The 13,237-nt window shown below is 72.5% G+C and carries 16 protein-coding genes; 11 read left to right on the top strand and 5 right to left on the bottom strand.

Features of this window, described 5'->3' with window-relative positions:
- The first annotated feature begins 43 nt into the window (after positions 1-43).
- The 4 genes from ACZ601_RS35135 (at position 44) to ACZ601_RS35120 (ending at position 3,880) form a co-directional block, all read left to right on the top strand.
- Positions 44-1,234 (top strand): ABC transporter ATP-binding protein, encoded by a 1,191-nt coding sequence (locus ACZ601_RS35135; protein ID WP_469545492.1) that lies wholly within the window; start codon positions 44-46, stop codon positions 1,232-1,234.
- Between the two features lie 18 nt (positions 1,235-1,252).
- Positions 1,253-1,912 (top strand): trimeric intracellular cation channel family protein, encoded by a 660-nt coding sequence (locus ACZ601_RS35130; protein WP_469545453.1) that lies wholly within the window; start codon positions 1,253-1,255, stop codon positions 1,910-1,912.
- Positions 1,913-1,983: 71 nt separating this feature from the next.
- Positions 1,984-2,850, top strand: a complete 867-nt coding sequence (locus tag ACZ601_RS35125) for a thioesterase family protein (RefSeq protein ID WP_469545451.1) — start codon at positions 1,984-1,986, stop codon at positions 2,848-2,850.
- A 37-nt stretch (positions 2,851-2,887) separates the two neighbouring features.
- Positions 2,888-3,880 carry a helix-turn-helix transcriptional regulator gene (locus ACZ601_RS35120; RefSeq protein WP_469545449.1) on the top strand — a complete coding sequence of 331 codons (993 nt, stop codon included), beginning with the start codon at positions 2,888-2,890 and terminating at the stop codon, positions 3,878-3,880.
- Here the strand turns inward: ACZ601_RS35120 and ACZ601_RS35115 are convergent.
- Together ACZ601_RS35115 and ACZ601_RS35110 are read right to left on the bottom strand one after the other, a co-directional pair.
- Positions 3,828-4,694 carry an alpha/beta fold hydrolase gene (locus tag ACZ601_RS35115; RefSeq protein WP_469545447.1) on the bottom strand — a complete coding sequence of 289 codons (867 nt, stop codon included), beginning with the start codon at positions 4,692-4,694 and terminating at the stop codon, positions 3,828-3,830. The two genes, ACZ601_RS35120 and ACZ601_RS35115, sit on opposite strands and share 53 nt — an antisense overlap.
- A gap of 67 nt (positions 4,695-4,761) precedes the next feature.
- A complete protein-coding gene (locus ACZ601_RS35110) occupies positions 4,762-5,388 on the bottom strand; it encodes a TetR family transcriptional regulator (RefSeq protein ID WP_469545445.1) in 627 nt (208 codons plus the stop codon).
- 87 nt (positions 5,389-5,475) lie between these two features.
- Here ACZ601_RS35110 and ACZ601_RS35105 point away from each other — a divergent pair, with 87 nt between their 5' ends.
- From ACZ601_RS35105 to ACZ601_RS35095, 3 genes are all read left to right on the top strand, one after another.
- Positions 5,476-5,652, top strand: a complete 177-nt coding sequence (locus ACZ601_RS35105; protein ID WP_469545493.1) for a hypothetical protein — start codon at positions 5,476-5,478, stop codon at positions 5,650-5,652.
- Positions 5,653-5,812: 160 nt separating this feature from the next.
- Positions 5,813-6,169: a DUF4190 domain-containing protein gene (locus tag ACZ601_RS35100; RefSeq protein ID WP_469545490.1), complete on the top strand. Its 357-nt coding sequence runs from the start codon at positions 5,813-5,815 to the stop codon at positions 6,167-6,169.
- Between the two features lie 129 nt (positions 6,170-6,298).
- A complete protein-coding gene (locus ACZ601_RS35095; RefSeq protein ID WP_469545443.1) occupies positions 6,299-7,468 on the top strand; it encodes a cysteine desulfurase family protein in 1,170 nt (389 codons plus the stop codon).
- Between the two features lie 87 nt (positions 7,469-7,555).
- Here ACZ601_RS35095 and ACZ601_RS35090 read toward each other — a convergent pair whose 3' ends face one another.
- On the bottom strand, positions 7,556-8,230 hold the full coding sequence (locus ACZ601_RS35090) for an N-acetylmuramoyl-L-alanine amidase (protein ID WP_469545441.1): 675 nt from the start codon (positions 8,228-8,230) through the stop codon (positions 7,556-7,558).
- A gap of 61 nt (positions 8,231-8,291) precedes the next feature.
- Here ACZ601_RS35090 and mnmA point away from each other — a divergent pair, with 61 nt between their 5' ends.
- Positions 8,292-9,422: a tRNA 2-thiouridine(34) synthase MnmA gene (mnmA, locus tag ACZ601_RS35085; RefSeq protein ID WP_469545439.1), complete on the top strand. Its 1,131-nt coding sequence runs from the start codon at positions 8,292-8,294 to the stop codon at positions 9,420-9,422.
- Positions 9,423-9,503: 81 nt separating this feature from the next.
- Here mnmA and ACZ601_RS35080 read toward each other — a convergent pair whose 3' ends face one another.
- Positions 9,504-10,304 carry an alpha/beta fold hydrolase gene (locus tag ACZ601_RS35080; RefSeq protein WP_469545437.1) on the bottom strand — a complete coding sequence of 267 codons (801 nt, stop codon included), beginning with the start codon at positions 10,302-10,304 and terminating at the stop codon, positions 9,504-9,506.
- A 129-nt stretch (positions 10,305-10,433) separates the two neighbouring features.
- On the bottom strand, positions 10,434-10,769 hold the full coding sequence (locus ACZ601_RS35075) for a DUF427 domain-containing protein (RefSeq protein ID WP_469545435.1): 336 nt from the start codon (positions 10,767-10,769) through the stop codon (positions 10,434-10,436).
- A gap of 99 nt (positions 10,770-10,868) precedes the next feature.
- Between ACZ601_RS35075 and ACZ601_RS35070 the strand changes: the two genes are divergently transcribed.
- Genes ACZ601_RS35070 through ACZ601_RS35060 form a run of 3 tightly spaced genes read left to right on the top strand, consistent with a single transcriptional unit; the run spans position 10,869 to position 13,210 of the window.
- Positions 10,869-11,408: an LOG family protein gene (locus ACZ601_RS35070; RefSeq protein ID WP_469545433.1), complete on the top strand. Its 540-nt coding sequence runs from the start codon at positions 10,869-10,871 to the stop codon at positions 11,406-11,408.
- Positions 11,409-11,460: 52 nt separating this feature from the next.
- A complete protein-coding gene (locus tag ACZ601_RS35065; RefSeq protein ID WP_440575768.1) occupies positions 11,461-12,150 on the top strand; it encodes an SDR family oxidoreductase in 690 nt (229 codons plus the stop codon).
- 34 nt (positions 12,151-12,184) lie between these two features.
- Positions 12,185-13,210 carry a methionine synthase gene (locus ACZ601_RS35060; protein ID WP_469545431.1) on the top strand — a complete coding sequence of 342 codons (1,026 nt, stop codon included), beginning with the start codon at positions 12,185-12,187 and terminating at the stop codon, positions 13,208-13,210.
- The last annotated feature ends 27 nt before the right edge of the window (positions 13,211-13,237 follow it).

The raw sequence follows: 13,237 nt of genomic DNA, 5'->3' as shown, positions 1-13,237 counted from the left end.
GAGCGACGTGAGTGACGTGAGCGAGAAGAAGAATTCCCCGGTGCTGGAGAAGGACGTGACGATCCCCGAGCAGGCCACCGCCTCGCGCGAGCCGTTGCTCAGGGTCGAGGGCCTGGTCAAGCACTTCCCGATCCGCAAGGGGCTGTTCGGCCGCCAGGCCGCCGCGGTCAAGGCCGTCGACGGCATCGGCTTCGAGGTGTACCCGGGGGAGACCCTGGGCGTCGTGGGCGAGTCCGGCTGCGGCAAGTCGACGATGGGCCGGCTGATCACCCGGCTGATCGAACCGACCGGCGGCAAGGTCGAGTTCGAGGGCCGCGACATCACGCACCTGTCCATGGGCAAGATGCGGCCGATGCGGCGCGACGTCCAGATGATCTTCCAGGACCCGTACTCCTCGCTGAACCCGCGGCACACGATCGGCACGATCGTCAGCGCGCCGTTCAAGCTGCAGGGCGTCGAGCCCGAGGGCGGTCTCAAGAAGCACGTGCAGGAGCTGCTGTCGCTGGTCGGGCTCAGCCCCGAGCACTACAACCGCTACCCGCACGAGTTCTCCGGCGGACAGCGCCAGCGCATCGGCATCGCCCGCGCGCTCGCCCTGCGCCCGAAGCTCGTCGTCGCCGACGAACCGGTCTCCGCGCTGGACGTGTCGATCCAGGCGCAGGTGGTCAACCTGCTCGACGACCTCCAGGACGAGCTCGGCCTCACGTACGTGATCATCGCGCACGACCTGTCGGTCATCCGCCATGTCTCGGACCGGATCGCGGTCATGTACCTCGGCAAGATCGTCGAGCTGGCGGACCGCAAGTCGCTGTACTCGGCGCCGATGCACCCGTACACCAAGGCCCTGATGTCCGCCGTGCCGGTGCCGGACCCGCGGCGCCGGGGGACCAAGAGCGAGCGCATCCTGCTCAAGGGCGATGTGCCCTCACCGATCTCACCGCCCAGCGGCTGCCGGTTCCACACCCGGTGCTGGAAGGCGACGGAGATCTGCAAGACGCAGGAACCCCCGCTGATCGCGCTGAAGACCGGTCACCAGGTCGCCTGCCACCACCCGGAGAACGCCCCGGACCAGGTGCCCGGACAGCAGCCGGCCGCGGCCCGGGAAACGGTCGGGCTGATCACGCCGGCCACGCCGGACAGCTCCGCGGGGAAGCCGTCCAAGACCCTCGCCGAACCCGCCGAGGGGGACGCGGCAACACCCTCACAGGCGCCGGAGGACAGCCCGAAGGAGTAGGACCGGCACAATTGCCCGGTGCTCAACGAACTGTTCACGCCCACCGTCCAGCATGCGCTCGACATCGTCGGGATCTTCGTCTTCGCGATCTCCGGCGCTCTGCTCGCCGTACGCAAGAACTTCGATGTCTTCGGCATCGCGGTACTCGCGGAGGTCACCGCGCTGGGCGGGGGGCTGTTCCGTGACGTGATCATCGGTGCGGTGCCGCCGGCCGCCTTCACGGACCTCGGGTACTTCACCACCCCGCTGCTCGCCGCCGGTCTGGTCTTCTTCCTGCATCCGCACGTCGAACGGATCCAGTTCGGCATCAACGTCTTCGACGCGGCCGGGCTCGGCCTCTTCTGCGTCACCGGGACGGTGAAGGCGTACGACTACGGGCTCGGCCTGACATCTTCGGCCGCGCTCGGCCTCGCCACCGCGGTCGGCGGCGGTGTGCTGCGGGACGTACTCGCCAATGAGGTGCCCTCGCTGCTGCGCTGGGACCGCGACCTGTACGCGGTGCCCGCGATCGTGGGGGCCGCGATGATCGTGCTCTGCATCCGCTTCGACGCGCTCAACGCCTTCACCAGCGGGGCCGCGGTGATCACCGCGTTCGCGCTGCGGCTGCTGGCGCTGCGCTACCACTGGCGGGCCCCGCGCGCCTACAACCGACGCTCGGCCACGGCCGAGGAGGGATAGTGCCGGTGTCCCGCGTCTCACCCCCCGGAAAAGCTACCGCTCAGTAATACAATCGGTGTACGGTGCGTTTCATGGCACAGGCAGCAACGCAGGCAGCAGAGGCCGCGCAGGCGACCATCGGTGACAGCGAGTTCGACCGGGACACCGCCGTCACCCTTCGCGAGGAAGGCGTCTACGACGCCGAGCTCTCCGCCGGCTGGACGATCATCCGTGCCGTCAACGGCGGCTACCTGCTCGCGCTGCTCGGCCGCGCCCTCGGCGAGGCCCTCCCGCACCCGGACCCCCTCTCGGTCTCCGCGCACTACCTCACCGCGTCCGTCCCCGGGCCCGCGGTGATCCGCACCCAGGTCGTCCGGACCGGCCGCACCCTCTCCACCGGCGAGGCCTCCCTCTTCCAGTACGCGGACGACGGCACCGAGGTCGAACGCATCCGGGTCCTCGCCACCTACTGCGAACTGGACGCCCTGAGCGACGAGATCCGCACCACGGCGAAGGTGCCCGCCATCCCGCCCCGCGAACACTGCCTGGGCCCGAGCGACGGACCGGCCCCGATCCCCGGCAGCTCGGCCATCACCGAGCGGCTCGACATCAAGCTGGACCCGGCGACGATCGGCTGGGCCGTGGGGCAGCCGTCCGGCAAGGGCGAGATGCGCGGCTGGTTCGGGCTCGCGGACGGCCGCGACGCCGACCCGCTCTCGCTGCTGCTCACCGTCGACGCGCTGCCGCCGACCTCGTTCGAGCTGGGGCTCAAGGGCTGGACCCCGACCATCGAACTCACCACCCACATCCGCTGCCGCCCGGCCCCCGGCCCGCTCCGCGTCTCCATCACCACCCGCAACCTCGCGGGCGGCTTCCTGGAGGAGGACGCCGACGTCTGGGACAGCGCCGACCGGCTGGTCGCCCAGTCCCGGCAGCTCGCCAGGGCCCCGCGCAGCTGACACCCCGCGCAGGCCGGAACCGGGGGATGCTGGTGCGGTGAAGTCCGACCGGTTGCTCTCGATCCTGCTGCTGCTCCAGACCCGCGGCCCGGTCCCCGCGCCCGAGCTCGCCGAGCGCCTCGACGTCTCCGTACGCACCATCTACCGGGACGTGGAGGCGCTCTCCGCGTCCGGTGTCCCCGTCTACGCGGAACGCGGCAGGCACGGTGGGATCGCCCTGCTGCCCGGGTTCCGCACCGATGTCACCGGGCTGACCGCGGACGAGTCGCGCGCCCTGTTCGTGCTGGCGGCGGACGGCGCCCACGCGGCGCTGGGCCTCGACGCGGCGATCGGTTCCGCGCTGCGCAAGGTGATGGCCGCGCTGCCCGCCCCGCACCGGCCCGCCGCCGAGCTGACCAGCCGGCGGATCCTGGTCGACCCGGTGCGCTGGATGAGCGGCCCGCCGGCCGCCGTCGACATCGCCGAGCTGCACGACGCGGTCTTCGCCGACCGGCGGCTGCGGCTGGACTACCGGCACAGCGGCACGCGGAGCGCGCGCACCCTCACCGTCGATCCGTACGGACTGGTGGTGAAGGCGGGCGTCTGGTACCTGGTGGCCGACCGGGACGGCGAGCCCGGTCTCTTCCGCGCGGACCGGGTGCGGCGGGCCGTCCTCACCGACGAAGCGGTGGTGCGCAGGCCCGGCGTGGAACTGGCCCAGGTGTGGGAGGCGCTGCGCCGTCAGGTCGAGGAACGGCGCGGTGGCGTGACCCTGCTGGTACGGGTGCACCGCTCCCGCCTTGACCTGTTCCTGCGGCTGAACGCGGCCGTGCTCACCGGGGAGCCCCGGCCCGAGGAGCGGGACGGCGAGTGGCTGCGGGCCGAACTGGCCGTGGAGTCGGTGGAGTGGGCGCGTTCCCTGCTCTCCTTCGGCCCGAACGTCGAGATCCTCGCACCGCCCGCCGCGCGCACGGTGGTCGCCGAGCACGCGGCCGCGGTCATGGCGCTGTACGGGGGTCAGGGGCCGGGGGCGTCCGCAGGAAGCCGGTGAGCGCGGCGGTCAGTTCGGCCGGCGCGTCCTCTTGCACCAGATGCCCGGCGCCCTCGATGATCCGCAGCTCGGATCCGGGCACGAGGGAGGCCAGTTCGTGGCCGCGTTCGACCGGGATCCAGGTGTCCTCGGCGCCCCAGCAGATCAGCACCGGCAGCTCGATCCCGGCGTAGCGGTGCTGGATCTCATCGGTGAACCGCTGGTCGTTCTGGCTGATCTGCCGGTAGAAGGCGGGCTGTCCGGCCTCGTTGCACCACGGCTCGACCAGCCGGTCCAGGACCTCCGGACGCAGTCCGGTGTGGCCGGCCGAGCTCACGTACTCGCGCACCAGCGCCCGGTGCAGCGCGGGCGGCAGCTGCCCGAAGACCTCCGGGTGCCCGCCGAGCAGCCGGTAGGCGGGTGAGCCCCAGGGCGCCAGCGCCACCGGGTCCACCAGCGCCAGGCGGCGGTAGCGGGCGCCGTGCAGCAGATGGGCGCGCAGGGCGACGCAGCCGCCGAAGTCATGGGCGACCACGGCGGGTTCGGCCAGCTCCCAGTGGGCCAGGAGCTCGGTGAGCACCCGGCCCTGCGAACCGAGCGCGACGTCCTGGCCCTCGAACTGGGCGGAGGCGCCGTACCCGGGCAGGTCCCAGACGAACACCCGGCGGTCCTGGGCCAGCGCGCGGGCCACCCCGCGCCAGACGTACGAGGAGAAGGGCGTCCCGTGCACCAGGACGACGGGCGGTGCGTCGGCCGGCCCCAGCACGGCCCAGCGGACCTCCCCGGCGGAGCTGTGGAACGTGCGGTCCAGGACCCATGCGTCGTCGTCGCTCATGTGCGCCAGCCTAGGGGCTGTCCTGTCCTTGGAGTCCGGTGTCCGGATCAGACCGGATCAGGCCGGATCAGGGTGTGGCGTCCAGCCAGTGCAGCCGGCCGAGGGTGACCAGCCGCAGTCGGCGCCGGGCCACCTCTGCCACCGCCCGTCCGCCGTCCGGGCCCGCGTCCAGCAGCGCGGAGGCGGTGATCACCATGTGGTCGACGTAGAGGCCGCCCAGCATCAGCAGATCCTCCTCGCTCCAGCCCCGCGACTCCGGCTCCCCGGCGAGCGCCGCCGCCACCTCCTCGGTGAACAGCCGGAGCTGGGCGGCGATGGCCTCGCGGACCTGGCCGACCCCGCCGTGCTGCTCGCGGGCGATGAACCGGAAGTGCGCGGGCTGCTCACGGACATGGCGCGCTATCAGTTCGACGCTGCGGTCGAGCCGGACCTCGCTGTCGCCGGTCTCGGCCAGGATCGCGCCGATCATTCCGTGCAGGCTGCCCAGCGTCTGCTCGACGAGAGCGACCCCGAGCGCGGCGATGTCGTCGAAGTGCCGGTAGAAGGCCGTCGGCGTGACACCGCCCGCGCGGGTCACCTCGCGCAGCCCGAGGCTGCTCAGGCTCTGCTCCTCCAGCAGTCCGAGGGCGCCGTCCAGCAGGGCCTGGCGGGTCCTCAGCTTCTTGGCCTGGCGGGTGCCGGCGGTGTGACTCATGCCATTCAGTAAACAACTGTTCTCCAGCCCGGGGAAGGGGTGCGCGGGTCTAGACTGGCAAGTCAGTGAACACTCGTGCTCTCAATCGTGGAAAGGCCGGCCATGATCGTCCTCGTCGTCGCCCTGCTTCTGCTGGGGATCGTGCTGGGAGCGGTGGCCCACATACCGCTGCCGCTGACTCTCGTCCTCGGCGCTCTCATCGGCTGCTGGCTGCTGGTCTTCGCCCTGCGCGAGCGCCTCGGCGCCCAGCGCCGGTCCCGTTGACGGACAAGGCCGCCGGCCGACACCCCGCCGCATCCACCCCGAAGGAGTCCGCACCATGACGCTCACCACACTCGGCCGCCGCTCCGCGACGACGGACGGTGCCGGTCCGGCCGACCCGGCCGCCGACGCCGCGACCTCCGCCGACCCGGCCGCCGACGCCGTGACCTCCGCCGACCCGGCCGCCGACGCCGTGACCTCCGCCGACCCGGCCGCCGACGCCGCGACCTCCGCCGACCCGGCCGCCGACGCCCCGGTCAGGTCCGGCCGGTCCGGCCGGGCCACCCGTGATGCCGACGCCCTCGCGGTCGCCTCATTCGTCCTCGGTCTAGTCGGACTGCTGGTGATGAACATCCTGCTGGGCCCGGCAGCCATCGTGATGGCGGTCATCGCCCTGGCCAGGTCCACCGCCCGCCGCGGCCGCGCCCTGCTGGGGCTCGCGCTCGGCGTCGCCGACCTGGTGGTGCTGGCCTTCCTCGTCACCGGGAACGGCGCTGTCGGCTGGAGCTTCAGCGGCTGACGAAGAGCGATACCGGTGCACGGGGCACCGAAATCGCGGTGCGCAGGCGCCGATTCCGCGGTGCGCGGGCCGCAATGCTCCATGCGCCCGCCCTGCGCCCCGCCGCAGGCTCGTAGAATCGAGCCCACCATGGCTTACCTCGACCACGCCGCGACCACCCCGATGCTCCCGGAAGCGATCGCGGCGATGACCGCCCAGCTCGCTGTCACCGGCAACGCGTCCTCCCTGCACGCCGCCGGGCGCCGGGCCCGCCGTACCGTCGAGGAGTCCAGAGAGACCCTCGCCGACGCCCTCGGCGCACGCCCCAGCGAGGTGGTCTTCACCTCCGGCGGCACCGAAGCGGACAACCTCGCGGTGAAGGGCCTGTACTGGGCCCGCCGCGACGCCGATCCCCGCCGCACCCGGGTGCTGGCCAGCCCCGTCGAGCACCACGCGGTGCTCGACGCCGTGGACTGGCTGGCCGAGCACGAGGGCGCGAGCGTCGAGTACCTTCCCGTCGACCGCTACGGGCGCGTCCACCCGGACGCGCTGCGCGAGGCGCTGGCCCGCAACCCCGACGACGTCGCGATGATCACCGTGATGTGGGCCAACAACGAGATCGGCACCATCATGCCGGTACGTGAACTGGCTTCGGTGGCACGCGAGTTCGATGTGCCGATGCACGCCGACGCGGTGCAGGCCTTCGGCCAGCTGGAAGTCGACTTCGCCCGCTCGGGACTGGCCGCGATGACCGTCAGCGCCCACAAGATCGGCGGCCCGTTCGGCGTCGGCGCACTGCTGCTCGGCCGCGACCACACCCCCGTACCCGTGCTGCACGGCGGCGGGCAGGAGCGCCATGTGCGCTCCGGCACCCTGGACGTTCCCGGCGTCGCCGCGTTCGCCGTCGCGGGACGGCTCGCCGCCGACGGGCGCGAGGACTTCGCCCGGGAGACCGGGGGCCTGCGCGACCAGCTGGTCGCGGCCGTGCTGGCGGAGGTCCCGGACGCCCTCCTCGGCGGCGACCCGGCCCCCGGCGGGCGGCTCCCGGCCAACGCACACTTCACCTTCCCCGGCTGCGAGGGCGACTCCCTCCTGCTGCTGCTGGACGCCCAGGGCATCGAGTGCTCGACCGGCTCCGCCTGCACGGCCGGGATCGCCCAGCCCAGTCACGTCCTGCTCGCCACCGGCACGGACCCGGACCTGGCGCGCGGCACCCTGCGCTTCTCGCTCGGCCACACCACGACCAAGCAGGACATCGACGAGGTGGCACGGGCGATCGGCCCGGCGGTGGAACGGGCCAGGACGGCCGGGCTGAGCTGAGCGCTGGCGGCCCCGGCTTGAGCTGAGCGACGGCGGCCTGGTCTCAGCTGACCGACGGCGGAGCGGGCCCGGGGCCTCGCGTCCGGATCATGCGGCGCTGCGGCGCCGCGCCGCCCGCACCAGCTTCATGTAGCGGTCCCAGTCCCAGCCCCTGCCCGGGTCCGTGTGATCGGCGCCCGGCACCTCCACGTGCCCGATGATGTGCTTCCGGTCCACCGGTATCCCGTACCGCCCGCATATCGCCGCGGTCAGCCGGGCGGACGCCGCGTACATCGCCGCCGTGAAGTCCTGCGGGCGGTCCACGAAGCCCTCGTGCTCGATGCCGACGCTGCGTTCGTTGTACGAGCGGTTGCCCGCGTGGAACGCCACGTCCAGCTCGCGGATCATCTGCTCCACATGGCCGTCCTTGCGCACCACGTAGTGCGCCGCCGCCCCGTGCCGAGGGTCCTGGAAGACCCTGACGGCGCTCTGGAAGCTGCCCTGCGTGACATGGATGACGACCCGGTCGATGCCGTAGTCGTCGGGGCGGTCCGCCCGCCGCCAGTTCGACGGCGAGGCCGCCGTCCATCGGGCCCGCGCGTAGTCCACCTCGCCGGGCTTACGGGGCTTCTCCACGCCCGGCAGCCGCCACCAGGCACGTTTCAGCTGGTCACGGGCGAGCGCGGCCGTGCCGGCCGCCGTGACGGCGCCACCGATCAGCACCGAACGCCGGCTGATGCCGGTGCCCGAGCCCTCGGCGCCTGTCGTGCCCTTGGTCCCCATGTGAGCGACAACGCATATCCACGAGCGTTCGGTTCCCGCCGCCCCGTACCCTGGTGGAGCTATGACTCAGACTTCCCAGCGCCCCCTCCGTGTCCTCGCCGCCATGTCGGGCGGGGTCGACTCCGCCGTCGCCGCCGCCCGCGCCGCAGAGGCGGGCCACGACGTGACCGGTGTGCACCTCGCCCTGTCCGCGAACCCGCAGTCCTTCCGGACCGGGGCGCGGGGCTGTTGCACCATCGAGGACTCCCGTGACGCCCGCCGCGCCGCGGACGTCATCGGTATCCCCTTCTACGTCTGGGACCTGGCGGAACGCTTCCGCGAGGACGTCGTGGAGGACTTCGTCGCGGAGTACGAGGCCGGCCGCACCCCCAACCCGTGCCTGCGCTGCAACGAGAAGATCAAGTTCGCCGCGCTGCTCGACAAGGCCCTCGCGCTGGGCTTCGACGCCGTCTCCACCGGCCACTACGCCACGGTCGTGCTCGCCGCCGACGGCAGCCGTGAGCTGCACCGCGCCTCCGACATGGCCAAGGACCAGAGCTACGTGCTGGGCGTGCTGGACGAGCGCCAGCTCGCCCACGCGATGTTCCCGCTCGGTGACACCCTCACCACCAAGGACGAGATCCGCGCGGAGGCCGAGCGCCGGGGTCTGGCCGTCGCCAAGAAGCCCGACAGCCACGACATCTGCTTCATCGCCGACGGCGACACCCAGGGCTTCCTGGCCGACCGTCTCGGCGGCACGGCGGAGGGCGACATCCTCGACGAGTCCGGCACCAAGCTCGGCACCCACGAGGGCGCCTTCGGCTTCACCATCGGCCAGCGCAAGGGCCTGCGCATCGGCCACCCCGCGCCCGACGGCAAGCCGCGCTACGTCCTGGACATCTCCCCGGTGAACAACACGGTGACCGTCGGCCCCGTCGAGGCACTCGACGTGACCGCCCTGACCGCGATCAAGCCCCGCTGGTGCGGCACCCCGCCGTCCGGCCCCGGCACGTACACCGCCCAGCTGCGCGCCCACGGCGGCGAGACCGAGGTGAGCGCCGAACTCCTCGACGGCACCCTCAGCGTCTCGTTCACCGAGCCGGTACGGGGCGTGGCCCCGGGCCAGGCGGTCGTGCTGTACGACGGGACGCGCGTGGTCGGCTCGGCCACGATCGCGACGACGGTGCGGCGGGAGACGGCCGCGGCGGGCTGAACCGCCGCACCGCTCGTACTCCGCGCGGATACGCCCGACCCCTGTACGGGCGTGGCCGCGCGGAGTCGTTTCAGGCCCCCCTCAGGACGCCCGGCCCGCGTACACGTGCCGGGTGAAGAACTCCGCCAGCACCGGAGCGATCACCTGCGGTGCCAGCTCCCGGGCCTGGCCCGTGAGCGTGCGGTGGCGGCCCCGGGGGAGGGCGTCGGCCAGTTCCTGGCTCGCCGCCCTGGCGGTGTCCGGGCTGAAACCGCCGCCGACCACCAGGGTCCGCGCCGTGACGGAGGCGAAGCGTGCGGCCGGCACCGCGCCGTCGCCGAGCAGCGCGTCGTCGTACGCCAGGGTGTGCGCCACGGACTCCAGGGTCCGCCACAGCGGTGCCCGCCGCATCCTGGCGATCAGATCGGCCGGGATGCCCGTCACGCTCAGGAACAGCTCCACCGCGCCGTCCCGGTCCCCGGCGGACAGCAGCCGGTGCAGCCGGGCCGTGCAGTCCGCCTTGAACAGCAGACCGGCGGGGCCGGGAGTGTAGGGCGGTTCGTACACCGCGAGCTGATCGACGGGGAGCCCGGCGGCCTGCGCCTCCAGGGCCAGCGCGCCGCCGGCTCCGACGCCGAACACCGAGGGGCGGCCGCCGACCGCGTCGACGAGCGCGCCCAGGTCCTCGATCTCGCGTTCCACCGCGTACGGCGCGCGGTCACCGCTGTCGCCCCGGCCCCGCCGGTCGTAGGTGACCACATGGAAGCGGGGCGCCAGCAGGCGTGCCAGCGGGGCCTCGGTCGCGGCCGTGGCCAGGGCCCCGCCCACCAGGATCACCGGCGGTCCTTCACCCCGGCGCCGGTACGCGATCAGGGTGCCGTCGCGGGAGAGAGTCTTGTCCATGTGAAGGTGGACTGCGGGGTGCCGGAAAACTCATCGCCAGGAGCGAAAAGTTTCTGGACTTTCCCTCCGCACCTGCTCACAGGGGCTGTTGACCCGTGCTGACCTCCGGTGCTGACCTCCGGTCAGGCTTCAGTCGGCGACCGTCTCGGTGTCGTAGAAGCAGAAGTGGTTCCTGATCGCGGCGACTTCCTCCTTCGGCTCCGGGTACGCCCAGACCAGGTCCGCCGCGTCCGGCAGCGACCAGTAGGAGGCATCCCCCTTGAACGGGCAGTGGGTCCGGGTGTCGGAGGCCGTCAGCAACTCGGTCCGGACGTCCTCGGGCGGCAGGTAGTACCGCACGGGACAGCCGGTCTCGCGCAGGACGAGCGGGCGCCGGCTCTCCGCCAGCAGTACGCCGTCGCGGATCACGCGCACGTGCTCGGCGGCGGGCTCCACGGTGATGAGGTGTCCTCGGGTGGCAGTCATGTCTGGTTCAGCGGCGGGGCACGCCCGTTTCTTCCCCGGCGGCAGGGCTGTTCTTCCCCGGCGCAACGGCTGTCGGTGGCGGGTTCTACCGTGGAGGCCATGAACATCTGCGTATTCCTCTCCGCCGCCGACCTCGACGAGCGCTACACCCGGCCCGCCCGCGAATTCGCCGAACTGCTCGGCCGGGGCGGACACACCCTGGTCTGGGGCGGCTCGGAGAGCGGGCTGATGAAGGTCGTGGCCGACGGCGTGCAGGAGTCGGGCGGGAAGCTGGTCGGGGTCTCGGTGGACTTCCTGGCCGCGAAGGCCCGTACCAACGCGGACGAGATGGTGATCGCGCGTGACCTCGCGGAGCGCAAGGCGCTCCTCCTGGAGAAGTCCGACGCCGTCGTGATCATGGTGGGCGGCACCGGCACCCTCGACGAGGCGACCGAGATCCTGGAGCTCAAGAAGCACGGCAAGCACACCAAGCCGGTCGTGCTGCTCAACACGGCGGGCTTCTACGACGGACTGCGCCAGCAGTTCCAGCGCATGGAGGACGAGGGCTTCCTGCCGCTCCCGCTGACAGACCTGGTGTTCTTCGCCAAGGACGGCGTGGGCGCCCTGGCCTACCTGGAGGAGTCGTCCGGCCTGCAGTGATGTGCCCCTGGTGACGTGAGGGGAGGGCCGTGACGGGTGCGACGATGGGGGCATGTCCACTCACCTCATCACCGGCGCCGGTTCCGGCATCGGCGCGGCAGTCGCCCGCCGTCTCACCGAGCGCGGCGACGACCTCGTCCTCCTGGCCCGCGACGCGGGCCGCGCCAGGGAACTCGCCGCCATGCACCCCGGCGCCCGCACGATCGTCGGGGACCTCGCCAACCCGGACCGGCTCTCCTGGGCCTTCGCCCAGCAGCCGGTGCCGGAGCGGCTCGACTCACTGATGCACATCGCGGGCGTCGTCGAGCTCGGTCAGGTCGGGGAGCTCACCCCCAAGGCCTGGCACGCCCAGCTCAACGCCAACCTGGTGGCACCGGCCGAGATCACCCGGCTCTTCCTGCCGCAGCTGCGCGTCGCAGAGGGCCACGTCCTCTTCGTCAACTCCGGCGCCGGGCTCGCCGCGAGCCCCGGCTGGAGCGCCTACGCGGCGAGCAAGCACGGGCTGAAGGCGCTGGCCGACTCGCTCCGCCACGAGGAGCACGGCAACGGGGTCCGGGTGACCACCGTCTACCCCGGTCGCACCGCGAGCCCCATGCAGGCCAAGGTCCACCAGCAGGAGGGCAAGGAGTACGACGCCGAGCGCTGGATCGACCCGGAGTCCATCGCCACCACGATCCTGATGGCGATCGACCTGCCGCGAGACGCCGAGGTCAACGACCTCACGGTCCGCCCCGGCCGCTGACGGCACCCGCAGCGAACGGCCGTAGGCTTCCCGCGTGAGCGAGAAGAGCAAGTTCAGCGGGTGCCCGGCCACCGGAATCGGTTCGATGCCCGGAGGGGACGCACGGGAGGCGGCGAAGACCGTCACCGGCTCCTTCGGGGACGGCCAGGGCGTGCCGTATCTGGCGGAACTGCCCGCGCGCGGACCGGGCGCCGACATGATCGGGCGGACCATCGGACTGCTCGTCGAGATGTACGGGCACGTCGAGCCCAGCGGCTGGCGGATCAGCGACCGGCCGGGGCGCGACACCCGCCGGGCCCGCTCCTGGCTGGGCGAGGACCTCGACGCGCTGGAGGAGTTCACCCAGGGCTACGAGGGCCCGCTCAAGGTGCAGGCCGTCGGGCCCTGGACGCTGGCCGCCGCCCTGGAGCGCCGGGGCGGCGAGGCCGTGCTCGGTGACCCGGGCGCCTGCCGCGACCTGGCCGGATCGCTGACCGAGGGGCTGCGCGACCACCTCGCGGAGGTCCGCCGCCGGATGCCCGGCGCCCGGGTGATCCTGCAACTCGACGAACCCTCCCTGACCGGCGTCCTGCGCGGACAGGTCAGGACGGCGAGCGGCTACCGCACCTACCGGGCGGTGGACCGCCAGCTCGTCGAATCCACCCTGCGCGAGGTGCTGGGCGCGGCGGGCGAGGGCGCCACGCTCGTCCACACCTGCGCGCCGGAGGTCCCGTTCGCGCTGCTGCGCAGGGCCGGGGCGGACGGCATCTCGTTCGACTTCTCGCTGCTCACCGAGCGTGAGGAGGAGGCGATCGGGGAAGCCGTCGAGGGCGGTACCCAGCTGTTCCTCGGGGTGGTGCCGGGCACAGACCCGGCCTCGGACGGATTGTCCGACCCGGGCGGTAGCGTCATGGGTGTCAGGACGCTGTGGCGCAGGCTGGGGCTGAATCCGGGGACTCTGACCGAGTCCGTCGCGATCACTCCGTCATGCGGCCTCGCGGGCGCGTCACCCGCGTACGCACGGGCCGCGCTCGCCCACTGCGCCCGGGCCGCGAAATCGCTTGCGGACAACCCTGAGTAACGGGGCACTGGGTAACGGGAGGACGGG

The organism is Streptomyces sp. NPDC104307, from assembly GCF_055584045.1.
This window is presented reverse-complemented; position numbering and strand designations above follow the sequence as displayed.

Excerpts from the sequence above, each read along its gene's own strand:
- ACZ601_RS35075 (WP_469545435.1), bottom strand. The coding sequence starts at position 10,769 with ATGACTGCCACCCGAGGACACCTCATCACCGTGGAGCCCGCCGCCGAG.
- ACZ601_RS35070 (WP_469545433.1), top strand. The coding sequence starts at position 10,869 with ATGAACATCTGCGTATTCCTCTCCGCCGCCGACCTCGACGAGCGCTAC.
- ACZ601_RS35110 (WP_469545445.1), bottom strand. The coding sequence starts at position 5,388 with ATGAGTCACACCGCCGGCACCCGCCAGGCCAAGAAGCTGAGGACCCGC.
- ACZ601_RS35095 (WP_469545443.1), top strand. The coding sequence starts at position 6,299 with ATGGCTTACCTCGACCACGCCGCGACCACCCCGATGCTCCCGGAAGCG.
- ACZ601_RS35125 (WP_469545451.1), top strand. The coding sequence starts at position 1,984 with ATGGCACAGGCAGCAACGCAGGCAGCAGAGGCCGCGCAGGCGACCATC.
- ACZ601_RS35090 (WP_469545441.1), bottom strand. The coding sequence starts at position 8,230 with ATGGGGACCAAGGGCACGACAGGCGCCGAGGGCTCGGGCACCGGCATC.
- mnmA (WP_469545439.1), top strand. The coding sequence starts at position 8,292 with ATGACTCAGACTTCCCAGCGCCCCCTCCGTGTCCTCGCCGCCATGTCG.
- ACZ601_RS35065 (WP_440575768.1), top strand. The coding sequence starts at position 11,461 with ATGTCCACTCACCTCATCACCGGCGCCGGTTCCGGCATCGGCGCGGCA.
- ACZ601_RS35080 (WP_469545437.1), bottom strand. The coding sequence starts at position 10,304 with ATGGACAAGACTCTCTCCCGCGACGGCACCCTGATCGCGTACCGGCGC.
- ACZ601_RS35115 (WP_469545447.1), bottom strand. The coding sequence starts at position 4,694 with ATGAGCGACGACGACGCATGGGTCCTGGACCGCACGTTCCACAGCTCC.